The organism is Acidobacteriota bacterium (assembly GCA_016715115.1).
In the GTDB taxonomy this organism is placed as follows: Bacteria; Acidobacteriota; Blastocatellia; order Pyrinomonadales; family Pyrinomonadaceae; genus JAFDVJ01.
On the sequence record JADKBM010000016.1, the window covers coordinates 1,453,872 to 1,477,931 of the forward strand.

Annotated in this window: 17 protein-coding genes; 3 read left to right on the plus strand and 14 right to left on the minus strand. The window is 54.7% G+C overall.

Translation table 11 applies throughout. The annotated features are described in order from the left end of the window. Window positions 1-5: 5 nt before the first annotated feature. The 3 genes from IPN69_24200 to IPN69_24210 form a co-directional block, all read right to left on the minus strand. Complete coding sequence (locus IPN69_24200; GenBank protein MBK8813812.1) at window positions 6-3,140, minus strand: hypothetical protein; 3,135 nt, start codon at window positions 3,138-3,140, stop codon at window positions 6-8. Window positions 3,141-3,271: 131 nt separating this feature from the next. Beyond that, window positions 3,272-4,594 carry a 5-(carboxyamino)imidazole ribonucleotide synthase gene (locus IPN69_24205; protein ID MBK8813813.1) on the minus strand — a complete coding sequence of 441 codons (1,323 nt, stop codon included), beginning with the start codon at window positions 4,592-4,594 and terminating at the stop codon, window positions 3,272-3,274. Continuing rightward, complete coding sequence (locus tag IPN69_24210; GenBank protein ID MBK8813814.1) at window positions 4,561-6,000, minus strand: FAD-dependent oxidoreductase; 1,440 nt, start codon at window positions 5,998-6,000, stop codon at window positions 4,561-4,563. Before IPN69_24210 ends, IPN69_24205 begins: the two co-directional genes overlap by 34 nt. Window positions 6,001-6,237: 237 nt before the next feature. On the opposite strand from IPN69_24210, the gene IPN69_24215 reads away from it, so the two are divergent. Continuing rightward, window positions 6,238-6,912 (plus strand): YceI family protein, encoded by a 675-nt coding sequence (locus IPN69_24215; GenBank protein MBK8813815.1) that lies wholly within the window; start codon window positions 6,238-6,240, stop codon window positions 6,910-6,912. A 768-nt stretch (window positions 6,913-7,680) separates the two neighbouring features. On the opposite strand, the gene IPN69_24220 is transcribed toward IPN69_24215, so the two are convergent. The 4 genes from IPN69_24220 to IPN69_24235 are packed head-to-tail and all read right to left on the minus strand — an operon-like array spanning window position 7,681 to window position 15,627. Continuing rightward, window positions 7,681-9,651, minus strand: a complete 1,971-nt coding sequence (locus IPN69_24220) for a DUF3857 domain-containing protein (protein MBK8813816.1) — start codon at window positions 9,649-9,651, stop codon at window positions 7,681-7,683. 22 nt (window positions 9,652-9,673) lie between these two features. Continuing rightward, the gene (locus IPN69_24225; GenBank protein ID MBK8813817.1) at window positions 9,674-11,668 is read right to left on the minus strand and encodes a DUF3857 and transglutaminase domain-containing protein; all 1,995 of its coding nucleotides are present in this window, start codon (window positions 11,666-11,668) and stop codon (window positions 9,674-9,676) included. A 4-nt stretch (window positions 11,669-11,672) separates the two neighbouring features. Further along, the gene (locus tag IPN69_24230) at window positions 11,673-13,610 is read right to left on the minus strand and encodes a DUF3857 and transglutaminase domain-containing protein (protein ID MBK8813818.1); all 1,938 of its coding nucleotides are present in this window, start codon (window positions 13,608-13,610) and stop codon (window positions 11,673-11,675) included. A 10-nt stretch (window positions 13,611-13,620) separates the two neighbouring features. Then, a complete protein-coding gene (locus tag IPN69_24235; GenBank protein MBK8813819.1) occupies window positions 13,621-15,627 on the minus strand; it encodes a DUF3857 and transglutaminase domain-containing protein in 2,007 nt (668 codons plus the stop codon). Between the two features lie 206 nt (window positions 15,628-15,833). Between IPN69_24235 and IPN69_24240 the strand changes: the two genes are divergently transcribed. Further along, entirely contained in the window at window positions 15,834-16,910 is a 1,077-nt protein-coding gene (locus IPN69_24240) for a class I fructose-bisphosphate aldolase (GenBank protein MBK8813820.1), read from the plus strand. 339 nt (window positions 16,911-17,249) lie between these two features. Here IPN69_24240 and IPN69_24245 read toward each other — a convergent pair whose 3' ends face one another. The 4 genes from IPN69_24245 to IPN69_24260 all read right to left on the minus strand — a co-directional run bounded on the left by IPN69_24245 (window position 17,250) and on the right by IPN69_24260 (window position 20,185). Continuing rightward, window positions 17,250-18,152 (minus strand): MBL fold metallo-hydrolase, encoded by a 903-nt coding sequence (locus IPN69_24245; GenBank protein ID MBK8813821.1) that lies wholly within the window; start codon window positions 18,150-18,152, stop codon window positions 17,250-17,252. Window positions 18,153-18,252: 100 nt separating this feature from the next. After that, window positions 18,253-18,924 carry an MBL fold metallo-hydrolase gene (locus IPN69_24250; GenBank protein MBK8813822.1) on the minus strand — a complete coding sequence of 224 codons (672 nt, stop codon included), beginning with the start codon at window positions 18,922-18,924 and terminating at the stop codon, window positions 18,253-18,255. Then, on the minus strand, window positions 18,921-19,208 hold the full coding sequence (locus IPN69_24255) for a hypothetical protein (GenBank protein MBK8813823.1): 288 nt from the start codon (window positions 19,206-19,208) through the stop codon (window positions 18,921-18,923). Before IPN69_24255 ends, IPN69_24250 begins: the two co-directional genes overlap by 4 nt. Before the next feature lie 524 nt (window positions 19,209-19,732). After that, window positions 19,733-20,185 carry a GNAT family N-acetyltransferase gene (locus tag IPN69_24260; GenBank protein ID MBK8813824.1) on the minus strand — a complete coding sequence of 151 codons (453 nt, stop codon included), beginning with the start codon at window positions 20,183-20,185 and terminating at the stop codon, window positions 19,733-19,735. A gap of 224 nt (window positions 20,186-20,409) precedes the next feature. On the opposite strand from IPN69_24260, the gene IPN69_24265 reads away from it, so the two are divergent. Continuing rightward, a complete protein-coding gene (locus IPN69_24265; protein ID MBK8813825.1) occupies window positions 20,410-20,598 on the plus strand; it encodes a hypothetical protein in 189 nt (62 codons plus the stop codon). A 156-nt stretch (window positions 20,599-20,754) separates the two neighbouring features. Here IPN69_24265 and IPN69_24270 read toward each other — a convergent pair whose 3' ends face one another. From IPN69_24270 to IPN69_24280, 3 genes are all read right to left on the minus strand, one after another. After that, window positions 20,755-21,630, minus strand: a complete 876-nt coding sequence (locus tag IPN69_24270) for a serine hydrolase (protein MBK8813826.1) — start codon at window positions 21,628-21,630, stop codon at window positions 20,755-20,757. Continuing rightward, window positions 21,623-22,948 carry an APC family permease gene (locus IPN69_24275; protein ID MBK8813827.1) on the minus strand — a complete coding sequence of 442 codons (1,326 nt, stop codon included), beginning with the start codon at window positions 22,946-22,948 and terminating at the stop codon, window positions 21,623-21,625. Before IPN69_24275 ends, IPN69_24270 begins: the two co-directional genes overlap by 8 nt. Window positions 22,949-23,220: 272 nt before the next feature. Continuing rightward, complete coding sequence (locus tag IPN69_24280; protein ID MBK8813828.1) at window positions 23,221-23,715, minus strand: nuclear transport factor 2 family protein; 495 nt, start codon at window positions 23,713-23,715, stop codon at window positions 23,221-23,223. Between the last annotated feature and the right edge of the window lie 345 nt (window positions 23,716-24,060).

Consider the following 24,060-nt stretch of genomic DNA (forward strand, 5'->3'; position numbering starts at 1 on the left):
CGAGATCACTTCATTTCGACCGGCCTGCCGCTGACGACGATCGGGAGTCCGGCCTTTTGAAGAGCCTTGTTGATCTCGCTCGTGTCGTCGGTCAGAAACTTGTTGATCTCGGCGATCTTGCCCGGCGTTTCGTTCTTCAGGGCCTCAAAGTTCTCGCGCATCGCGGGCGTCGGTCCGGCATTTCCGCCGGCGATCGTAAAGTACATATTGTTGAGCCGATCCGCGAAACGCGCGCCGCCGCGAGGCCCTTCGTCCTGATCGGTGGCCAGGCCGCGCAAAACTTCAGTGAGCCGCTTTTTGTACGCTTCGAGCGCCTTGGCAGCCTCGGCCGGCACCTCGCCGAGCCGGTCTTTTCCGACCGTTTCGATCTGCGTTACCTGTTGGCGAATGCTGTCGAGAGCACGCAAACCGTCGTTGACGGGCGACGCCAGATCACGAAGTTTCATCGCGAGTTCGAGCTGTTGCGCCAACTCGGCGGGCGTGACCTGCACCGTCGGATCGACGCGTACCTCAACCTGTTTCTCCATCTTTTTGTCACCGACCGTCATCCGCAATGTGTAAGTTCCGGGCAAAACCTGCGGTCCGCGCGGCACGAAACCGAATTCAAGCTGTTCCGGCGTCGGTGGACGCCGCTGGCGGGCGCCTTCGTAATTGAGGCCCCAAGTCGCGCGATTCAAGCCTTTTTCACGCGGAAAGCCCTTGATCTCGACGACCAGATTTCCCGACCCGTCGAGAACTTCCATCTTGACCGGCGTCTTCGGATCCGGCTTTTCCTTCAAATAATACGTGATGTAGGCTCCTTGGGGCGGATTCTGGCCCCGGAAGATCTTGTCGCCAACTCCGTACCGCGTCATTCGGGTCGCATATCGATACGCAAGGCGAATGTCGAAGAGCGTCGCCGGCGAATCGAGCACTTGCTGGTTGAGCTGCTGGATCGGGGTCGCATCGTCGAAGACATAGAGGCTACGGCCGTGGGTCGCGAGGATGAGATCATTGTCGCGCGGATGGACGAGCACATCGTGAACGGCGACGCGCGGCAGATTCTTCATATTCAGTTCGATCCAGTTCGTCCCGCCGTCGTAACTCGCGTAGAGCCCGAGTTCCGTCCCGGCGTAAAGCAGATTCGGATTGCGCCGGTCTTCGGTGACGACGTGAACATAAGCGTTTGACGGCAGATTTCCCGAAATACTGGTGAAGGACTTTCCGCCGTCGGTCGTCTTGAAGATATAGGGCTTATAGTCGTCGAGCTTATGACGGTCGAAGGCGACATAGCCCGTTGAAGCGTTCGTCCGCGACGGTTCGACGTGCGAAACCGGCGAATCAGCCGGCAGATTCTGGAAGTTCTTCGCGAGATTCGTCCAGTTTTTGCCACCGTCGGAGGTGACCTGCACGTTTCCGTCGTCCGACCCGGCCCAGATCAGATTCGCCTGGATCGGTGATTCGGCGAGACTGATGATCGTGCAGTAATACTCCGCCGAAGTGTTTTCGGGAAACAACGGGCCGCCCGCGTCTTTGAGCCGGTCCGGATTGTTGGTCGTCAGATCGGGACTGATCTGCGTCCAGCTCTTGCCGAAATCCGTCGACCTGAAGACCGCATTGCCGGCAATGTAGACAGTGTTCTTGTCGTGCGGCGAAAGGATCAGCGGCGCGTTCCAATTGAATCGGAACTTGTTGTTTTCGGCCGCTCCGCCCGGGCCTATGTATGGCACAACCGATTGCTGCTCGCGGTTCTTCATATCCGTTCGGACCACGCTCCCGCCTTGGGATTCGGTCAGAAACAGATCCGGATTGTCGGGATGCGCGATCGCGAAGAATCCGTCGCCGAAACTGATCATCCGCCAGTCGTCGTTCATTATTCCGACCGGTTCGCGGTTGCGGCTCGGTCCGACCCAGGTTCCGTTGTCCTGCAAGCCGCCGGACAAGTTATAGAACGGCAACGCGTTGTCGGCAAAGACCTGGTAGAACTGGCCGGTCGCAAAATTGTTGACGTATTCCCACGAAACACCGTCGTACGTCACCGCAACGCCGCCGTCCTGCCCCTGCCACATCCGTTTCGGATTTGCCGGATCGATCCACAACGCGTGGAAGTCGATGTGCGTTGTCGGCGAAATTCGCTGAAAATTGCGGCCACCGTCGAGCGACTGATACATATTCGTCGCGACGGCGTAGACCTTGTCCGCGTTGGTCGGATCGACCTTCACCGTGGTGTAGTAGAACCCGCGGCCGACAAGCTGCTGTTGACGATTGATCAATCGAAACGTCTCGCCTTTGTCGTCCGACCGATAGACCGTGCCTTCTTTTGCTTCGAGGATCGCGTAGACGACGTCGCCATTGCTCGGCGCGACGGCAAGTCCGATACGGCCGATCGCTTTGGGCAACCCGTTGCTAAGTTTGTTCCAGGTGCGGCCGCCGTCGAGTGATCGAAAAACGCCGCCTTTGTCGCCGCCGCTCGTGAACGTCCACGGTTTGCGCTCGAAGCGCCACATTCCGGCGTAGAGAACGTTGGGATTGTTCGGGTCGATGTCGAGGTCCGACGCGCCATGCTCGGTGTCGATGTATAGTGTCTTGGTCCAGGACTTGCCACCGTCGGTCGTCATAAAAACGCCGCGCTCGTCATTCTTTCCGAACGCGTGACCGATCGCTGCGACGTAAACGATGTCTGGATTCTTCGGGTTCACGATAATCCGCGAGATCGTGTTCGTATCGCGCAAGCCCATATGTTTCCAGGTTTTTCCGCCATCGGTCGATTTGTAAACGCCGTCGCCGAAGGAAACCGAGTTGCGGACGTTCGACTCGCCGGTTCCGACCCATATGACATCCGGGTTCCCGGGCTCGAGCGCCATATCGCCGACCGAAATCGTAGTTTGCCGGTCGAAGATCGGCTTCCAGGTGATTCCGCCGTCGATGGTCTTAAAGATCCCGCCCGAACCGGTTCCGACGTAAACAATGTTCGGATTTCCGGGAACACCCTCCACATCGGCGACGCGCCCGCCCATATTCGCCGGACCGATGCTTCGCCAAGATAGATTGGCGGTCGCGGACGACACCGACGGCTTATCGGTTTGCGCCGACGCGAATTGGACGAAAAATGCGAGTAGGAAAAGGAGCGCGAGTCCTTTCACGAAACTGATTCTTTTCATTATGTTTGTCTCCCGAATAGACGATAGATCCGAACAGGTATTTCTGACAATGATACGTCAAAATCCCGGTAATGTTTAAGGATGGTATTTGGCGATCGATCCGCGTCCGTTTTGCTCTTCAGCCGGAAAATTCAGCGACTTGATTCCGAATTGATCCCCAATGCTGAACGAGCCCTGATGACCGTCGCGACGGCTTCTTCAGACGTCTCTCCGAGCGCCGTCAAATGTCCCATCTTGCGTCCGACGCGCGGTTCGCTTTTGCCGTAAAGGTGGAGTTTGACGTTCGGAGACCCGAGCGCCGCGGCCCAATTCGGTTCCCCGTTTTGCCAGACGTCGCCGAGAAGGTTTGCCATTGCCGCCGGACGATAGAAGTCGGTCGCGCCGAGCGGCAAACCGCAAACGGCGCGAAGTTGCTGTTCGAATTGTGAAGTGACGCACGCGTCGAACGTCAAATGGCCCGAGTTGTGCGGACGCGGCGCGAGTTCGTTGATGAGCAATCGGCCGTCTGCGGTCAAAAAGAACTCAACGCAAAGCGTGCCGACGTAAGAAAGCACTTCGGCGACGCTCGCCGCGATTTCGACCGCTTCAAAAAAAACAGCTTCGGACACCAAGGCCGGTGCGAACGAAACATCCAGGATATGATTGCGATGCGCGTTTTCGATTACGCCGTAGTGCTTGAAATCGCCGTCGCCGGCACGCGCGCAGACGACGGAAACTTCCTTTTCGAATTCGATGAATGCTTCAAGAACCGCTTCGGCGCCGGCGAGGTCCGCGAACGCGGATTCGGCCTCGCCGACCGTTTTGATCAATCGCTGGCCCTTGCCGTCGTATCCGAACCCGGCCGTTTTCAAAACGCAAGGTGTGCCGATATCCGCGACGCCGCGCGTCAGATCGTCAAAAGTCCTGATGTGACGGTATGGCGCGACCGGAAATCCGTTGCCGGCGAGAAAGTTCTTTTCGCGAAGCCGGTTTTGGGTAATGTGAAGAACCTCGCCGCGCGGGTGAACCTCGACGAACTCGGCCGCGGTTTCAACCGTTTTTGACGGCACGTTCTCAAACTCGAACGTCACGACATCGACGCCCCGGGCAAATCTTCGAACCGCCTCGAGATCGTCGTAATCAGCCTCAACCTCAAAGTCGGCAACCTGGCCGGTCGGCGTGTCGTTGGCGGGCGAGAACGTGTGGACGCGATACCCGAGTTTGCGCGCTTCAATGGCGAACATACGCCCCAATTGGCCGCTGCCGAAGACTCCGATCGTCGAATTTGGAAGGATGGTCTTCACGGACAAATCATAACCAAACCTATGCGTTGATGGCGAATTGTTAATCGTTAATTGTTTGGAGTTTCGCGCGGGCCGCCTGAAAGCGGAACTCCAAACTCGGAACTCCAAGCCCGGGACTCCGAACACGGGACTGAAAGCTAACGCCAGATCTTCAGATAGCGCGCGAGCCATTTGCGGACGAACGGCGACTGCAGGGTCTCGATCGTCTCTTCTGTTCCCAATGCCTGCGTGATCTTCGAAAGCGTCGGGTAAATATGGATCGCCTTGTTCAGATCCCCGAGCGAAAGACCGTGCCGCATCGCGAGGACGAATTCGTGGATCAGCTCGCCGGCGCGAAGTCCGACGATATGGGCGCCGACGATTCTTTTGCCCTTCAAAATGACTTTCGCGAATCCTTCGATCGCGCCTTCGGCGTGGGCGCGGTCATTATCGTCGAACGAAACGCGGATCACCTTCACGTCGCCGTGCGCGGCGCGGGCTTCGGATTCCGTAAGTCCGACGCGCGCCACTTCGGGTTCGGTGAACGTTGCCCAAGGGATGACTCGGAAGTCGGTCTTTTTCGTGAACGGGAAAAACAGGAACGCGTTCTGCAGGACGATCTGCGCTTCATAGTCGGCAGTGTGCGTGAATTGAAAATGACCGGTGACGTCGCCGGCGGCAAAAATATGTTTCGCGGAAGTTCGAAGATACTCGTCTGTTTCGATCCGCTGTTGGGAATGCTTTACGCCCGCTTTTTCGAGGTCGAGTCCGTCAACATTTGCCCGGCGGCCGAGCGCCGCGAGGATCTCGTCGCAAACGATCTCGGTCCCGTCGTCCAGAATTATCGTTTTCGCCCCTTCCGACTCGACGCGAACGGCTTTGCGCGCGGTCAGGATCTCGACGCCTTCGCGGCGAAGATGCGCCTCCATAAACCGTGAGACTTCCTCGTCTTCCTTGATCAGGATCCGGTCAGCCATCTCGATCAGCGTCACGCGTGAGCCGAAACGGGCGAACGCCTGCCCGAGTTCGACGCCGATCGCGCCGGCGCCGAGGACGACGAGGCGATCGGGCAGCGTCCCGAGATGAAACACTTCGTCGTTTGTGATGAAGCCGGCCTCATCCAAACCCTCGAGCGGCGGAACGAACGATCGAGAGCCAGTAGAAATGCAGAATCGTTTTGCTTTCAGAACGCGCGATTCCCCACTTTTCAGTTGGATCTCGATCTCGTGCGGGTTCAAAAAACGCGGCGTCCCGAAGATAACCTCGACGCCCATCGCCTCGAACCGTTCGGGAGAATCGTGCGGTTCGATGGCCTTGATCACGTTCCGGACGCGCTCCGTCACAGACGCGAATGAACCGTTCGCAAATCCGAGATCACCGATCCGAAATCCAAATTCGGCCGCGCGTTTCGTATCCGACGCAAACTTTGCCGAACGGATCAAACTCTTCGACGGCACGCAGCCGGTGTAGAGGCAGTCGCCGCCGAGGAGATTTTTTTCGATGAGTGCGACGCGTGCCCCCAACAGTCCCGCGCCACCTGCGGCAACGAGGCCGGCAGAACCGCCGCCAATCACGATAAGATCATATTTTTCGGACATTCACTTTGAACTTTGAACTTGGAACTTTGAACTTGGGTTTTTGAACTTGGAACTTTGATTCTGCATTTTCAACGGTCAGCGACCGAAGATCCAAGATCAAAAATCCAAGATCAGTGAGCCGACATCATCGCGCCGAAGACCAGCGGAGCTTCCATTTTTGTATTTGTATGTTCGGCAGTTACAATTTATTCCAAAATCGGTAAAATGAAAAGAAATTTAGTTTAATAGGAGAGCAAGATGAAAAATAAGTTGTTTTTTTCCGCGGCGATCGCGACGATCTTCGCGGTCAGCCTGGTTATCGGTTTTCAGTCGAGCGCGAAGAATCTGAGTTTTGAAGAGAACTTCTTTGCCGGCGGTGAAAAGAAGGAAATGGGCGACACCGGCGCGTATAGCTTTGACAAGGCGCATAGCTCGATCGGTTTTCGCGTCCGGCATATGGGGCTCGTAGACGTTCCGGGATATTTTCGGGATTTCGACGGAACGATCAATTACGACGCCAAGGACGTCACGAAATCGACCGTTGAATTTACGGCTAAGATGACCAGCGTCGACACCGGCGTCGCCGGCCGCGACAAACACCTGCGCTCGGCCGACTTTTTCGAGGTTGAAAAGTATGCCGATATGACGTTCAAAAGCACGAGCGTGACGAAAAAAGGAAAAGTTCTGACGCTCAACGGCGAACTGACGATGAAAGGCGTCAAGAAAGCGGTCTCTTTCCCCTTCAATATCACCGGTTTCGTAAAAGACCAACGTGGAACGATGAAGATGGGCGTGACGGCCGAGACGGTCATCAACCGACGCGATTTCGGCGTCAACTATGGTGGAAATATGCCGAACGGCGTCGCGATGTTGTCGGACAACATCACCGTCGTTCTCCAGATCGAAGGCAATCTGCCGCCGGCAAAGAAGTAGTCGGGGAATTGGGATTTGGGATTTGGGAGCTTTGAAAAACCGACATGAAGGCAGCAAATCGCGTTTCCTCCACGGATGAACACAGATTGGCTGGATGGAGCGGATTTGTTTCAATCGATAGAGAAACGCTGGTTTCGAACTATCCTCTTGCATCCGATCTATCTGTGTCCATCTGTGTCAGAAACGGCGTCGGAACCGCCGTTAAGTAGGTTTTTCAAAGCTCCCGATTTGGGATTTGGGAGATTTGAAAAACGCGCGGATTTTTGCCCCATCGAACCCGGACGTCGACGCTGATCTATTTGCCGTCCTTGCGGCTTGCCGCCCGGATGTGCGGAAAGGCTCGGCCTTTCCGTTGAACCCTACAGCAATCCTGCGGCTGTGCCGCAAAGAGGCAATTGGCGGCACAGCCGCGTTGACAGTTTAGCCCGTCCCATCCGGGCGGCAAAGCCGCCTTAAGTGGCGTGAAAACAGGGAATGGGGATTTGCGATTGTCGATCCTATGCCGGATGTGCGGAATCTGCGCGTATCTCACGCCGAGTCCGTGAAGTTCGCAAGGAAACGATTAGGCGTTATTGGTATTTGACCTCTGCAAGACGCTCTTTTTCGCAGATATTGTCTGATCGGAAGCATCTACTTGATCTTATCCCTGTTCGTCTGTGGGTAGACAAGGCGACGGTTTTTCAACTCTCCCGATTCCAAATCACAAATCCGCAATCCCAAGTCCCAAATCCCATTGGGAATTGGGATTTGGAACGCCCCGGTTTTGGTCTACTTCTTGATCAGGACCACCGGTGATTGTTCCGCCTCGCGCATCTTGGCGAAAAAGTCCCTAACGGTCGCATATTTGTCGACCGGAACCGTTGCGCGGTTCATCGTGAGAATCCGCGTAAACGTCAGTCTGTTTCCTTTGACCTCGAAGGTCGTCGAGTACTTGCCGAAAGGCGTTTCCATATTCAGATTTTCAGGCGTTTCATCGACGCTGTAGTCGGTCGGAAGGATGAACACGATCGTCTCACGGACGGACGCCGACCGGAGGATCACCGGCTGATTCCGCGTCGTTTCGGTAAAGGAAATCGAATTCCGACGATCGACGATCGTCGGTTTGAAGACCAACAACTTCTGCATCTGCTGCCCGTAGCGCGGCGCCGAAAACTCGACGTCGAGGTCGAAACCGAGTTCCTCCTTTCTGTCCGTCGGCGTGAACTTCACTAGCTTCGCCCCGGTCGCTCCGCGCGTCAGCCAACCTTCCAGCATCTTGCTGTAATCGACCGCCGAAAGCAATCGCAGCATCGCGCGTTCAAAGCTCGAAGACTGTCCCGTCGAACGCTCCTTGATCGAACCCGTGATCGCGCCGTCGGCCGTCAGGTTGACCTCGATGCGGCGGTCGAGCAGATTCGATTCCGACGGCGTGACCGGCATTCTTGCGAGCCCGCCGCTCTCGCCGGCAATGATCAGCCCGAAACTGCCCTGAAGCGAATCCGGGAGATCGCCGAGCAGCGTGAACGGGTCGGTCGCATCGAAGATCAGGAGACGACCGAGTTTCTCGTGTTTGATGACCGTCGCGGCGTCCGTTCCGTCACTGATCTTGACGGCGATGATGCAGTGGTTGAACTGCGCCGGCGACGCCCATTCCTCGCGCACGAATGTCGGATCGCCCGAGAAGATCGCGATCGGGTAAGCTTCGATCTTCAGCGATCTGAGCATCGCCCGCATCAGGTTCGCCTTGTCTTTGCAATCGCCGTAACCGCGGCTCAGCACGAGGTTCGACGGCCGCGGGCGATAGCCGTTTCCGCTGCCGACACCGATGTCGATCGAAATGTACTGCAGATTCTGAACGAAACCGGCGATCGCGCGGATCTTCTCAAGTTCCGTTTTCGCACTGGCCGTCAGTTCCTGCGCCTTCGCCGTAACTGCATCGTCGACCACGACTTGCGGATCGTACAAAGTCGAGGTCCAGCGTGCGACATCGGTCCAGTTGGCGAACGATTTGCCCGAAGTGCCACTCACGTCAGGCGCATAATTGATCGCCACCCAGGGCACGATATTGACCACCGACGGACTCATCGGCTCGCGTTTGATGTACGGCAGGTTGCGAAGTTCCCACGTGTATGTCGAACCTGAGACCTGCGGCGTGATCTGAGAATGATTGAACGTCACGCCGTTAGCCTTCCAGCCCGATGGCAAGGTTAGCGAGTAACGCGAAACGAGCGTCGGCAGTCCATCGTGCGAGAACCACTTTTCCTGGAAATAAAGCGGCTTGTCTTCTGACACGACGGTGTAGCCGAAAACCGTGCCGGCGTCGGAATCCTCGACGGCGTCGATGACCTTCAAGCGGTACTCGTTGTAAATATCGTCGGGATCGGAAATAACGTCGAGGACCGTCTTTTTATCGTAATTCTTGATCGAACCGTCGGGACGTATCAACCAGCCTTCGATCTCGCGCACGCGACCGGAACTGACGAGATAGAGCGCGGTTGCCAGCGCGTGCCGTCGCCCCTCCCGCGTGAGAACGCGGACGGCGTAGTTCTCAGTCGTGACGAGCATTCCGTCGCCGGTCAACGAGACCTGCTGTTCGTTGAACAAAACGACCGCCGAAACCTCCTTGTCGTAGGATCCAACCGGCAATGACGCAGCTTGACGCATCCAGGTTGGCGGGCTGTCGCCGCCGAGCGCGCTGACGGTTGCGGCAGCGATGACGATCGCGACCAAAAGAATGTGATGAACGGGTTGAGTCTTCATAATTCCCCCAATTACTGCCTTGCTATTGAACCGCCGAAGCTTCCTCGCGAAGCACGACGCTGAACGAATCCGCGTTGTGAACGGCGTCGAAGAGATACTTGATTCCGCCGTAGTTAAAATCCCAAAACAACAAGCCACCGGGTTTTCCGAACGTGAACTTCCGCTGGTAGACGAGTCTTCGGGCCCCTGGCGACGACAATTTCGATTCCAGAAATGCGGCGCTTTTGTCATCGGCGACACGTTTTGGAGTCTCGAGGCTTTCGGCGGCGAAACCCGCCGGAATCGTCAACCTTACCTCGTCATCCTCTGACCACGCGTAGTTGAACTGAATGTCGTAGCTTCGTTTCGCTGAAGTGAACATCGGACGCGAGTTTCGTTTGAACACATTCGGCCGGACGAACAGCCTTTTGCCGGTCCGTTCGGCGTAAGCCGGCATTTTCAGCATAAACTTCAAGATCAAAGGCCTATCCGGTTCGCGAAGATTCTCGAAGATCATATTCGTCGTTTGCGCCGTGTCGCCGATCTGACGTTTTACGAACTCCTCAAAGTACTTTTCACGCTCTTGAACCGAATCTTCGTCGTAGAACTCACGATAGTACGCCGCAAGATGACCCGTGTATTCGATCTGAATGCTGCCCGAAATGTCGCCGTTGGCCTCAAGAGTGAGATCGGCAAAGCGTTTTTCATTCGAGTCGTTCGCCGGCGAAACGGGGATGGTCTCCCAAAACGGCTCGCGTTCATCCGAAATCAAAACCGACTCTCCCTCGACCGAACTCGAGATCATACCGAACTGCAGGTGCCGACCGGAGAGATCGAAGAACTTCCATCCGGATTCCGTTTTGACGGCGACGATCTCGGTCCGGATGAAGTAATCGTTCGTCAAATTGCGGTCAAAGCGCGCGTCGAACTTTGTCGCGACGTTCGCAAACCGCGCGTCGAAACCGATTGAAACGAGCATCGAACCGAAAAGCAACGATATGTCGTGCCAGGTTCCGACCTTGCGTTTCAGCGCGTCTTCGACTTTCTTGTTCTCCTTGAAGTTCTCGCGATCGTCGGGTGTGAATCCGGCCGCATCGTCGTTGATGTCGCGGATGTTGCGCCTCAGGAAATCAATGACCCGGCGAATCTTTTCATTGGAATCGTTCGCGTTCCCGATAGCCTGAGCGGCGGCGGCGCGGATCTCCGAATTGGGCGAGAGAATCGCCTTGTGACTCTCAAACGAACGACGGCCACGATCCCGCCAATACTGGGCGGGCGTCTGCTTGATGTCGTCGTTGTCATAAAACATCAGAACCCACGGCAGGACGTTGTATTCCGACGGCATCCGCGGTTCTTCCAGGACCGCGGGAACATTCGTAAGCGTCGTACTGTAAAACCCGTCCGACTCCTTGACGAATCTCCCGTTCGTGTTCGACGAATGAAGCCGCATTCCGAGCGGAATGTTGGCCGGTTTTATGTAGTACTTCACATATTGAACGGGAATCTCGCGGGCAAGAACGATGCGGCTGTAGTTGAACGTGTCTTCGCGCGTCTCTTTCCACTTATATTCGACGATCGCGCCAACCGCGATTCCCGGAACGGCGAATGATTTCGCTTTTCGCTTGAACCCGTTTGTCTTGACGATGTCGCGGTCAAAAATGTCGGCCGGATTTACTTCGATAACCGATCCGTCGGGCTTGATCGTTCGTGCGCTGATGTCGCGGATCGCGACCCGGGCGCTGTTCCCGAGGTAATCGCCATAAGGAATATCGACCTTGGCATTGAGTTCGCGTCCGCGTTCGGTAAAGATCTTGATCCGCAAATGATGGTTGATCACGGTCTGCCATTTCCAACGGGAGAAGTTGTCGACTAGGTAGACCTGCCAAAACAGAACCTCGGCGTCCGCGGCGGGATCAACCTGCGGCCCGGACATTTGAATCTCGCTCTGCGGAACCGGTTCCCAGACCGCCTTCTGGGCGTTGGCAACGCTCGCAAAGAAGACCAATGAGATGAACGCGACGATGAGTTGTGTGTTCATATGGTCACTGCCTTTGTTTCAACGCGATCACGTGCGTATCGGCCTTGTGAAAAAGGTCGAAGAGGGTTTTCAACGGTTGGTACGCTCCGACCGGAAACGTCAACCGTCCTTTGGTGCCGAAATAGAACTTCCGATCAGCCTTGATCGTCCTGAGTTCCGCGTCGTAAGTGTATGAGTTCGTGAGCTTTCCAAGGTCGTTCTTTTCGTTGATGATGTTCGGCTCGCCGATGCTGTCCGGCTCAAAATTCTTCGGCAGTTCAATCTCGACGGAGTCATTTTCGGACCACGAGAAGTCGAACGAGATTCCATAAGTGCGCGTCGAGCTGGAAAAAACGGGCGGCGATCCAAACTCGAAAAAATTGGGCTGCAAAAACAGACGTTTGCCGGTTTTCTGGGCGTAATTCGGAACCCTTAGGTTGAAGGAATATGTGTACGGCCGCGACGGGTCATCAAAATTCTCGAAGGCGAACATCGAGATCTCCGCCGATCCGAGGCTCTTCTTCCAGCCTTCGATCAGAATCTTTTCGCGTTCCTCGGGCGATTTGCGGAACAGATCGCGTCGCCGCGAAGTCGCCTGATGGCCCGAATGCTCGACGCGCACGAATCCTTCGAGCGATCCGTCCTCCAGCAGTTTCAGCTTCGCGGTGCGCTTCGAGAGATTCGTTTCCGGTGCCGAGGGAGTCATTTTGAACCAGTGACTTCCAACTTGGCCGGAAACCAACGCATAGTTGCCCTCTTCATACCAGTCGATGATCCCAAAAGGCATAAACGGCGTGCCCGGATTTGCCGGTACGTTGTAGGTTCCTTTCGAAACGAGTATTCCCGCCCAGTGTACGGCCCTCGGATCGGAAGCCGTCCGTGGGTCCGCGAACGATTCGCTCCGGTCGGTAGCGAAGATCATACTCGCCTTAAAACCGACAGCCTTTGCCAAGGCCGCAAACAGCAGATCGACATCCCTCGAATGCCCCATCCCGCGTTCGAGTGTATCCGAGGCTCGTTTGTTCTCGATCTTCTCGCGCTGTTCGGGAGTCATCTTCGAATCGTACGAAACGTTCCGAATCTTCTTCTGCGCGAAGTCGAACAACGCTCGCAATTGCTTCTCGGGTTCGTCAATACCGGCGGTCAGTTCGCGGGCCTTTGCCATTATCTCTTTGTCGATTTTGGTAGTTTCCGCGAAGTAGATTTCGAAGTTGAATCCGAGTACGTCCCACGAAAAGTCCGAACCGTTGTAATTGAGGAGCGCCCACCGCCGAACCTCATCAACGGGCGGCATATGAGGCTCTTCGCGCAGGGCCGGGACCTTTTCCGCCGAAGCGCTCATATATCCATCGTGTTCCTGAACAAAACGCCCTTCCGGCATATTCCGCCACGAGACTCGGAGTGAGCGGTCCTTGTATGGTCGAACAAAATAGGTAATTCGCTGAATCGGAATGTCCCGTTGAAAAACAAGGCGTTCGTTATCGGCGGAATCGCCCTTCAGCGTTTCTTTGTATTGATACTCGACGATGACGCCGGGTTCGATCCCGGGAACGGCGAATGACTTCGCGCGGATCACGTACTTGCCGGCACGAATGATGTCGCGTTCGAAAATATCCCCCGGAGAGAGACTGATCACGGAGCCGTCAGGTTTGATGACGCGCGCGGCGACCTCTTCGACAGTCGTGTCCTTCATAAACGGAATGTCGAATTTGGCGAACTTCTCGCGGCCTCGCTCGGTGAAGATCTTGACCCGGACATAGTGGCTGTAGAACAGCTTCTTCTTCTTTTCGTCGTCGAGCCGGACTTCCCAAAAGATCGCCTCGGCGTCCGCGTCGGGTTCGACGACCGGAGCTTTCGCATCGAGTTCCGCCTGTGAGACGGGTCGCCATTCGATCTGGGCGAACGCCGAGCAGGCAACCGCGAGAAACACGATTGTGAGGGCGCCGCAGCGAAAAATGCGCATAGAGACTCTCCTATTTCTGACGGAGCGTGATCGTATGGCTGTCAGATTTGTTGAATGCGTCGAACAGATTCTTCAGCGGGGCATAAACGCCGGCCGGGAACAGGACCCGACCGCCGCCGCCGAAATGAAACTTGCGCGTGAATTTCATAAAGGTCTGTTCCGTATTGACGCCGATCGAGATCTTCAACGATCCGATATTGCTCGGGTCCGCGACATCGGCCGGACGCTCCGCATTGTCGAGCATATATCCCGCCGGAAGATTGATCTCGATGTCATCGGATTCCGACCACGGTTGAGTGAAATAGATGTCGTACTTGCGGGTCGCGCTCGAGAACATCGGTTCGTCTCCGTGGGTAAAGAATCCGGGCTGCAAAAATAGCCGTTTTCCGGTCTTTTGGGCGTAGTTCGGCACCTTCACGCGGTAGCGCATCACCAATGGTTTTGAGTTGTCGATGACATTCTCGATCGCGACGCTCGTCACCTCGGCCGAACTCAGATTCTCTTTGACCTCTTTGATCAGGTCCTCCTCCCGTTTTGACGGCGAATCCTCGTAAATATCGTACCGTCTGCGCAATGCGGACTGCCCGGTATACTCAATGGTCACATCGCCTTCGAGCGTGCCGTCTTCACTGAGGTTGAACTTGCCGGAGCGTTTTGCGTTCGACTTCTCATAACCCGTCAGCGGCGTCTTTTCCCAATTGTATTTCTTCTCGCCGACGAGTAGCGCCCAGACATCTTCCTCGTACCAGACGAGCATTCCGTACGGCAGAAACGGGGTTCCCGGATTGAAGTACTTCCACTCATTGTTGACTGGAATCGCGATCGCGGCCGGATGAATGAACGATTCGACCGTCATTTCGGGATTGAAGAACATCCGATTTCGGTTGCCCGAATACGCAATCCGCGTTTCGTATCCGAGCGACGACGCCATCGCGCCGAAGAGCATATCGATATAACCCGAATCGGCCTTTCGATACTTCAGAACGTCATCGAGTTCTTTGATCTTCGGGAGTTTTTTCCGATCCTCATCGGTCAGAGTCGTGTCAAAAGACGTGTTCGAGATGGTTTGAGCGTAGTCGTAGAGCTTCTTCAGCTTTTCGTCGTCGGTCTTGGCCGTGCCGACGACTTCGTTCGCGATCTTCGCGATCTCTTTGTTCGGCTTGTTCATAAACTTGGTGACGACCGAACGTTCCGCCGAAACCGTACCCCAGTAAAGGCTTGGAACGCCCGGAACCTTGATTGAATACGACACTGAGAATGCCGAGACATTCGTCACATTCAGCCGAACCGCCTGAAGTATCATCCACGGCCGGACCATTCCCTCCGGCGGCATTCTGGGTTCCTCCTTGAATGCCGGGATATTCTTCCGCTGGGCGAGGTAGTAGCCCTTTTCATCCTTCACGAAATCGGTGTCGTCAAAGTTGAACGACTGCGTGTCGGGTTCGCGCTTGTTGTACGGCTTGTAGTAATAAGAAAGCGTTTGAACGGGAATGTCCTTTTGAAACTCGAGACGCATTCCGATGGCGCCGGAATCTTCGATGACCTCACGATACTTGTACTCGACGATGACACCCGGCTCGATGTTCGGGACGGCGAATGATTTCGCCTTCAGCTTTCCCTTGTCGGTCTTGACGATGTCGCGCTCGAAGATGTCCTTTTCGGTGATCTCCGAGATCGTGCCGTCCGGCTTGATGACGCGCGCAGCAAGTTCCTTGATCTTGATTCCCTTCGTAAATGGAATATCGAACTTGCTGAACTTTTCGCGTCCGCGTTCGGTGAAGATCTTGACGCGAACGTAATGCCTCTGCGATAGATCTTCGGACGACGAATCGTCGATCCGAACTTCCCAGAAGATCGCTTCGGCATCGGCGTCGGCATCGACCTTCGGAGTCTTCTGATCAAGTTCGGCCGGCGTTATCTCGCGCCAGTTCTTTTCCTGGGCAACGGCGAAGACTTGAAAGAAAGCGACAATAATGAGCGAAAGAAAGATGTTCTTTGGATTGAGTGGCGAAGACATTGCGTTTACCTCACGTTTGAACCGCGTTAACGGGATCGGTCAATTCGGGATACTGCCGGCAGGGGCGTGCAGTAAGTTTTGTTTAGTGCGATATACAAGGGAATCTTACACCCGCCCCAACTTCTTAGGCAACACTTTTATTTATGATATAATTAGGCGCATTTCTAACGTTTTACTTATTAATTCTTAATTTCAGGAGATATCAGATGGCTCTCGATTACAGTAAGATTCAGGAACTTCTGGGTAATGATTCCGAGGCGCTTTTGGGCTACTCGAGTCCGAAGATCCCAAAGGACAATTTGTATTTGCCGGGCGGTGATTTCATCGACCGCGTCTGGCTGGATTCGGACCGCAATCCGCAGGTTTTGCGCTCGTTGAATTCACTATTCAGCCACGGCCGCTTGGCGGGAACGGGTTATCTTTCGATCCTGCCGGTCGACCAAGGCATCGAGCACAGCGCCGGCGCGAGTTTTGCTCCGAACCCGAAGCTCTTCGATCCGAAGAACATCGTCGAACTTGCGGTCGAAGGCGGCTGCAACGCGGTTGCTTCGACATACGGCGTGCTCGGCGCGGTGGCCCGAAGGTACGCACACAAGATTCCGTTCATCGTCAAGATCAATCACAACGAGCTGTTGACGTACCCGAACAAGTTCGACCAAATCATGTTCGGAACGATCGAGAATGCGCGCAATATGGGTGCGGTCGCAGTCGGCGCGACCGTTTATTTCGGCTCGGAAGAATCGGGCCGGCAGATCGTCGAGGTCGCAGAAGCCTTCGCCTATGCGCACGAACTCGGAATGGCGACCATTCTTTGGTGTTATTTGCGTAATCCGAAATTCAAAACCGCCGACGGCGATATGCATACCGCGGCCGATCTTACGGGTCAGGCGAATCATCTGGGCGTGACGATCCAGGCGGACATCATCAAGCAGAAATTGCCCGAACGCAATGGCGGTTACAACATCCTGAATATGGAAAGCAGCTACGGAAAGACGAATCCGAAAATCTATTCGGACCTGACCAGCGACCATCCGATCGACCTTGTCCGATATCAGGTCGCGAACTGCTTTATGGGACGCGCGGGATTGATCAACTCCGGCGGCGAATCGAAGGGTTCGAGCGATCTCACGGACGCCGTCCGCACGGCGGTCATCAACAAGCGCGGCGGCGGTATGGGGCTGATCTCGGGCCGCAAGGCATTCCAGCGTCCGACCGCCGACGGGGTCGAATTACTGAACGCGATCCAGGACGTCTATCTGTCAAAAGAAGTGACCGTCGCGTAGTTCGATGCAGAACCCCGCACGGAGAAAGGGGGTACGGCCGCGGAGCGGTCGGTGCGCTTCGATATCATACGCTCGGACCCCATCGCGCCAAACCGGACCGTCTCGCGGCACGGCTTTTGAGACCTGACCGCCCCGCGGCCGTACCCCCTTTCTCCGTGCGGGGTTCTGCATTGTTCATACCGCTCCGCGGCCGTACCCCATTAATCCATGCGGGGTTCTGCATTGTTCATAAGATGGTCCGGTTCGGCGCGATGGGGTCCGAGCGTATGATATCGAAGCGCGCCGACCGCTCCGCGGCCGTACCCCCTTACTCCGTGCGGGGTTCTGCATTGTTCATAGCTACTTCTTCGAATAGCTGTTAAAGACGATCTCGATCCAGCGGTCGGTCTTGATGAATCCGGAACCGGCTTCCTTGAATTTGTCCGGCAAACCTGCCTTCTTGATCTCTTCAAGCGTCTTTTTCTTCTTCATCGCGTCGGTGACGACCTTCGAACTCTCGATCAGCATCTGATGAAACGCTTTCAGATCGTCGAGCGTCGCGAGCGGACCGTGACCCGGAATCAGTTTCGCGTCCGCCGGGATCGTTTTGATCAGTGAACCGATGTTGTTGATCAATCCCTGAACATTTCCGCCGTTATCGAGATCGACGAACGGGAACCGGCCGACAAAAAAGTTATCGCCGAGATGTACGACATTGGACTTCGTGAAGAAGACGACCGTGTCTCCGTCGGTGTGTCCGTTCGGATAATAGACCGCCTTCACCTCTTCGCCGCCAAAGTGGATCGACATCGATTCGGTATAGGTGATCATCGGTAGCGCGGACTCTGGATACGGAACCGTTTTCTGTCCGAATACCGTGTTTATCTGCGAGAGCCGAACGCGGACGTTCCTGTGCGCGACGATGATCGACTCTTTGCCGAAAAACTGGTTGCCCTCGGTATGGTCGCCGTGCCAGTGCGTATTGAAGATAAAGCGGGGTTTTTCGGATCCGAGTTCCTTAAGCGCGTCGCGCAGTTTTTCGCTGACGACCTTGTAGTCATCATCGATCATCAAAATCCCTTCGGGCGCGACCATTGCGCCGATGTTTCCGCCGCGCCCCTGAAGCATAAAGATGTTTCCCACGACCTTCGTCGTTTTCACCGTCACTTCCTGCTGACTTTTGAAATGACTGTTGTCGCCGTGGGCGAATCCGTTAACGGCCAAAACGCTTGCGGCCAAAAAGATCGTCAAAAGTTTCTTCATTCTCACCTTCCTATCGACTGTTTTTCGAAATGATAGCAAATTTTGTCTATCCGCTCGCAAGTGCCGCGCGAGGTTTGATCTGAAACCGTGTTTGAACCCGCTAGAAGTATCTTCCCGTCAAAAACGGATTCGACTCCCGTTCGCGACCGATGGTGGTTTCGTTGCCGTGGCCCGAATAGACAACGAAATCGTCGCCGAGCGGGAGAATCTTGTTGTTTATCGAATCGATCAGTTGCTCATAGGATCCGCCCGGAAGGTCCGTCCGGCCGATCGACCCCTCGAAAAGACAGTCTCCGACGAAGACCCCCCGCGCGGATTCCTCGGCAAACACGACGTGTCCGCGGGTATGGCCGGGACAGTGGATCACCTTCAGATTCAACTCGCCAACCGGATAGGTCTCGCCGTCCGACCAGTTTCGAGTGATCTGCGGCGGATCGTCATAGTCCATCCCGAGCGCTTTCAGTTGATGGGGCGAGAGTCCCATTCGAAGCGGTTGCTGGGGCAGCGAGTAATAGAGCGGCTCATCGTCCTCGTGCAGCAGAATCTCCGCTTCGGGAAACTCCCGCGCGAGCGCGCCGGTTCCGCCGACGTGGTCAAGATGCCCGTGCGTCAGCGTGATCGCCTGCAGCGTCAAATCGTTTTCGCGCAGATATCTGACGAGTTCCGGCGAGTCTGCACCGGGATCGACGCAAACGGCGCGACCGGACTTCTCGCAAACAATGACGCGCGTATTCTGTTGGAACGGTGAAAGTACGAATGTTTCGACGATCATAAACTACCAAGTTTATCGAGATATGGGCCGACGTCAAAGTCCTCCGCGCGGCGGGCTTCGATCACGAACTGAATTGCCTGCCGATAGGTTTCCGCCGTCGGCATTCCCGTAAAGCAAGGAGTTTCGACTTCCGTCAAACTGAGATAGCTGATCAAGACACTCAAAAGCATCCACAACAGAGTGATTTCGGGCGTGCCGATCGGATTGTGGAGGATGATGGATTCCCCGTCGGCAGCTATCCCGTCGCAGATCCTCGCAAATTCGGCTTCGGTAATTCTAGTCATCGACTCAATTAAATCACAGGTCTGAATGAAAATCGGACACGGCGTACGGCACCTGTCAAAGTTCAATACACGTTCGGCAACAGGCCAATGTTCCGCGAAAAGTAATGTAAGTCGTTGTATCTATATGGCTTAGTTAGTTCATATCAACAACAAACAACTTTGGCACGACCGTTGCAATTACTTGGGCACATCGGATGATGTACTTTAGCGGAAGGACAACTTGAACGGACACGGGCAGGGCGTCCGAACATCAGATGAAGTTCCCGAGGTACGAATTCGGAATCCGGATCGGTTTGATAGCAGCGTGTTGACCGAATCCACTCCGAAAACGTACTTCAGGAGAAGAAAGGGCCGGCTTAGTTTAATCTTTGGTTGGGGGAGTAAAGATTTAAGCCGACCCTTTCCATTTTTGGATTTTTGATTTTGGATTTTGGATCGGTTGTCCACAAAAAGCCGTAGCATCTGCGTTGAGTTCCATCCTTTTTCAGACTCCCAGACTCAGTTGGCCAATCCAAAATCTAAAATCAAAGATCCAAAATCTGCTCATACATCAGATAATGCGATCTTTCCATTCCGAGCCGCTCGTAAACTCTTTGCGCACCGATGTTCTCGTGTTCGACATAGAGCCGGAAGCCGCAAACGTCGCCCCGTTCAGCGGCGTACTGCTTGACGTGGGCGTACATCATCGCGTAAATCCCGCGACCACGGTACTCCGGGATGACATAGACGCTCTGAATCCACCAGAACCACCGGTCGCGCCAATCGCTCCACTCAAACGTCACCATCAATCCGCCGACGATCCGGCCGCCGTCTTCAGCCACAACATAAAAACCCTTCGTTGAATTGTGGAAGACCGATTCGACACCGCTGGCGAGTATCTGCGGATCGAGGAATTTGCCTTCAGTCTCGAGCGCCATTGCCTGATTGAACTCAATCATCGCAGCCGCTTCGTGTTTTTGCGCCAATCGAATCTCCATAGTTTCCACCCCGATTTTTTTTGTCCAAAACTACTCTAAAACCTTTTGTTCACCGACACAAAATAATCTTGCCTTTTCGGCCGGAAAAGAGTTATATTTAGTTGCAATCAAGAAATTTAGCGATTTGAAAAGTTTTTTGGATCCATTGCGGAGCGGGGAAGGTTTTTGAAAACACCCTGTTCCGGTTTGATCCTTTTAAGAGAAACGGGAGGTCACGTAACTTTATGTATGCCCTTTTAGCTCTGGTATCAGCCCTGATCGCGGCCGGATCGTTCTACTATTTTCAAGCTAAGGATGGCGGAATGCTTTTCCTTTTGCTGGGAGTGGTATTTTTGATCCTGACGGCCGTTTTCGGTGTGATATTTTTGTCAGGCCGGGTCAATAAGACCGACGACATCCATATCACCGAATAAGAACGACTGGCACAGTTTACATTTTCGATTCGGAGAACTCTGAGAATCAGAAGTCGATGATCTCAAGGGCGGTTGAGTTGTGTTCAACCGCGCTTTGTTCTTTTTGGGCCCGGCTTGACCGAACAGCAAGCGTTGAAACGCCGCCGATATCCCGCATCAAAGCCCATCCTGGAGAATCTGCGACAATCTCCAGATCATCAAACTTCCCTCATTGTCCGTTGAATAATGCACGACCGGCATATCGTCAACCGTGATCGCCATAACGATCCGACCACGGCGTGTATAAGCGATCCCGACGTCGGCTCTGAGGCGATCGAGCGTTCCGGATTTTGATGCGATCGGTACCGTGTCAAGCGCATTGCGGCCGATGCCGTCCTTGTATTGTTGCCGACGAAGCACGTCAAGCATACTCTTTGATGCCTCGGCGTTGATGATCTTGCCCGTCTCGAGAAGTTCAAGGATTCCGGCCATTTCTCTCGGCGTCGACATCCCGAGTCCAAAATTCTTGATCACCGGATCGGCCGCGACCTTGCTGTCCTTCTCAGTCCCGAAAATGCGGCGGATCGACTTCGTGCTCGGAAATCCAAGCGATTCCATCCGCGCGTTCACAGCATCGCTCGTTACTTTTTCGATCACGAGGTTTGTCGCCGTGTTGTCTGAGACGACGATCATCAGGTTTACGGCCGTCCGCAAATCGATCTTCGTGTTGTCCGAGAACTCGCCCAGAACGCCCGAACCGCCGACCTTTTTCTCCTTTGCGAGGATGATCTCATCGGCCCAGTTGACCTTTCCTTCCGACACCTGAAAATAGGTTTCGATCATTATCGGGAGTTTGATCGTGCTCGCCGTCCGCACGCGTTCGTCGCCACGGAGCGAATAGACCTTTCCGTTATCGAGATTCTTGGCGTATATCCAGACCTTTCCGCGAAAATCCCGAAGCGCTTCCTGGATCCGGTCGTCGACGCTCGGGCTTTTTTGGCCAAAAACCGCGATCGGACAAAGCAAAGCAAATACCATCAATAACTTAAACATCGCTTACCTCAACTCGTTTTCTTCTCAGGAAATAGAACACGGCACCCAAAAGCAGTCCAACGACGACGATCGCGATGTGCCGCGGATCGGATTCGGGATCGGTCAGCGTCGCCCAGATCACGGTCGCGGCAAAACTCATCGGCGCGATGGTGATCAGAATCAGAACGGTCCAGCCGCCGCGGATCTTGAACGGCCGCGGAAGATCAGGTTCTTTGACACGCAGCACGAGCAAGGCGACAAACTCAAGCAACAACTCGGCGGAGTAGAACAGAATGTCGATGACGACGAGTTTGCCGAACGGCAATGCCGCAAAGAGCGCCGAGATGCCGCAGCAAACCACGAGCGCATTCGTCGGAATGCCGGTTTTTTCGTTCGTCCGGGCGAAGAATTTCGGAAACCAGCCGTCATTCGCCATCGCAAACGGCAATCGCGATGCATAGAGTATTTGCGAATTGAACAGACTCCAAGCCGAAACGAGCGCGGCAACGGCGAGAAGCGTCCCGAGAAAAGGCCCGCCAAGCAATTCGGCGAGCGCCGGAAATCCGGCAGTTTCGTTCCAGACGGCGGCATCTGTCGAAACCCCGACCAGTGCAAACACGGGCAAGAGATAAACCGCGACCGACAACGCAACGGCAACAAACAGCGCCCGCGGATAATTTCGGGGAGCGTCGTTGACCTCGGCGGCGTACGTCGAGACATTGTCGTAGCCGGAATAGTTCCACATCACCGTTGCAAGGCCGACGGCGATCAACCCGAGCGAGATCTCGCCGGAAAAGCCCGAAGCGACGGCATCGATCGATCTCTGCAGACCGCCGTTCTCGGCCGCAAAGCCGAAATAAGTCAAAAGCCCGAACGGAACGAGTATCACGAAAAGGTTCAAAGTCGAATTGATCCCAACCGCACGCGCGCCGCGCCAGTTCAGTGCAAGCGCCAGAAAGATCATTATCGCAGCGATCGCCCAGCGAGCGAAAAACGACTCCCAACTCAGATTTCCTTCATCATCCGGCCGGAGATATGGAACGAAGAACGCGAGGTAGTTGACAAACAGCACCGGATAGATCGCCATATCGACCGAGGTGTACATACACGTCCACCAGCCTTCCTGAAATCCCCAGAAATCACCCAGCGCGCGCTTTACCCAAACGTAGTAACCGCCTTCCTCGGGCATCGCGCTTGCGAGTTCGGAGACCATCAACGAGATCGGCAGGCTCCACAAGAGCGGCGTCAGAATGATCAACGCGATCGCCCAGCCTGCGCCGAGTTTGCCGATCAGTGACTCGATACCGAACGCGCCGCCGCACACGGTAAAGAAGATCACGCTCGTCAGCGCGACAAAATTGATCTTCCTTTCGGGATTGAATTCAATGTGCCGCGCGTGGCGTGCGGCCTCGTCAAAAGTCGTCGTCGTTTCTATGGCGATAACCTCGATGAAAACAGGGGATTTTGGTCAATTGATTATAATTCTACAAATCGCAATGTAAAGCGCTGATGTTCGGCAAGAATACCGTGCGACCGATGCGGCGAGCTCCCCGCGAACCGGAAACTCAAATTTGCGATATCTGCCCTGGTCGCGCGTTCACGAATCTGGAATCATGAAGTGTGATCCAAGATAATCCGCCAGCCTTCCTTTAACTTCCGAAACGTCAGCGTGAACATTCCGGTTGGCTTGTCGTTCTCGCGCACCAGCGTGAATCGTCCGAGAACGACAGCTGACTTCTTCGACAAAACCGTGACCTGAAGTTCGGTAAAACTCAGGACGCCCATTTTCGCTCGGGTATTGTAGCTGCGCTTGTAACGTTCGAGCGTCGGCGTCCAGCCTTTCGTCACCGAGTCGCCCGACACGAACGTCATCTCGGGTGAGTTCCAATAGCCCTTCATAAAGCCGTCGATGTCGCCGTTGTTCCAGGCCGCCGACTGCTCGCTGATGACCTTCAGGATCGCGGCCTTCGTCCGTTCGTCGCTCGACTGTGAAAAAGCCCCAATCGCAGAAACGAGAATAATCGCAAAAACAACAAACGTGCTCTTCATAAAGTCCACCGCATTCAAGGTTCCGGGAGTCCAGATTCGAAAATCCGCAACTTTCATCTTTCAGTTATCCACTTTCAGCCATTCCGACGCATTTCCTTTTTCGGATTAGTTGAAAACTGATAGCGGAAAGTTGATATTGCGAATCCCAATTACATCGCAACTTTCATCTTTCAGTTATCCACTTTCAGCTATTCCGAAGCATTTCCTTTTTCGGATTAGTTGAAAACTGATAGCGGAAAGTTGATATTGCGAATCCCAATTACATCGCAACTTTCATCTTTCAGTTATCCATTTTCAGCTAGTCCGAAGCATTTCCTTTTTCGGACTAGTTGAGAGCTGATAGCGGAAAGTTGATATTGCGAATCCCAATTACATCGCAACTTTCATCTTTCAGTTATCCAT

What these genes read in the sequence shown, in the direction of transcription:
- IPN69_24220 (MBK8813816.1), bottom strand. Translation starts at nt 9,651, where the DNA reads ATGAAGACTCAACCCGTTCATCACATTCTTTTGGTCGCGATCGTCATC.
- IPN69_24245 (MBK8813821.1), bottom strand. Translation starts at nt 18,152, where the DNA reads ATGAAGAAACTTTTGACGATCTTTTTGGCCGCAAGCGTTTTGGCCGTT.
- IPN69_24280 (MBK8813828.1), bottom strand. Translation starts at nt 23,715, where the DNA reads ATGAAAGTTGCGGATTTTCGAATCTGGACTCCCGGAACCTTGAATGCG.
- IPN69_24205 (MBK8813813.1), bottom strand. Translation starts at nt 4,594, where the DNA reads ATGGCTCGCGCGCTATCTGAAGATCTGGCGTTAGCTTTCAGTCCCGTG.
- IPN69_24265 (MBK8813825.1), top strand. Translation starts at nt 20,410, where the DNA reads ATGTATGCCCTTTTAGCTCTGGTATCAGCCCTGATCGCGGCCGGATCG.
- IPN69_24240 (MBK8813820.1), top strand. Translation starts at nt 15,834, where the DNA reads ATGGCTCTCGATTACAGTAAGATTCAGGAACTTCTGGGTAATGATTCC.
- IPN69_24215 (MBK8813815.1), top strand. Translation starts at nt 6,238, where the DNA reads ATGAAAAATAAGTTGTTTTTTTCCGCGGCGATCGCGACGATCTTCGCG.
- IPN69_24250 (MBK8813822.1), bottom strand. Translation starts at nt 18,924, where the DNA reads ATGATCGTCGAAACATTCGTACTTTCACCGTTCCAACAGAATACGCGC.
- IPN69_24235 (MBK8813819.1), bottom strand. Translation starts at nt 15,627, where the DNA reads ATGTCTTCGCCACTCAATCCAAAGAACATCTTTCTTTCGCTCATTATT.
- IPN69_24225 (MBK8813817.1), bottom strand. Translation starts at nt 11,668, where the DNA reads ATGAACACACAACTCATCGTCGCGTTCATCTCATTGGTCTTCTTTGCG.
- IPN69_24270 (MBK8813826.1), bottom strand. Translation starts at nt 21,630, where the DNA reads ATGTTTAAGTTATTGATGGTATTTGCTTTGCTTTGTCCGATCGCGGTT.
- IPN69_24230 (MBK8813818.1), bottom strand. Translation starts at nt 13,610, where the DNA reads ATGCGCATTTTTCGCTGCGGCGCCCTCACAATCGTGTTTCTCGCGGTT.
- IPN69_24210 (MBK8813814.1), bottom strand. Translation starts at nt 6,000, where the DNA reads ATGTCCGAAAAATATGATCTTATCGTGATTGGCGGCGGTTCTGCCGGC.
- IPN69_24260 (MBK8813824.1), bottom strand. Translation starts at nt 20,185, where the DNA reads ATGGAGATTCGATTGGCGCAAAAACACGAAGCGGCTGCGATGATTGAG.
- IPN69_24255 (MBK8813823.1), bottom strand. Translation starts at nt 19,208, where the DNA reads ATGACTAGAATTACCGAAGCCGAATTTGCGAGGATCTGCGACGGGATA.
- IPN69_24200 (MBK8813812.1), bottom strand. Translation starts at nt 3,140, where the DNA reads ATGAAAAGAATCAGTTTCGTGAAAGGACTCGCGCTCCTTTTCCTACTC.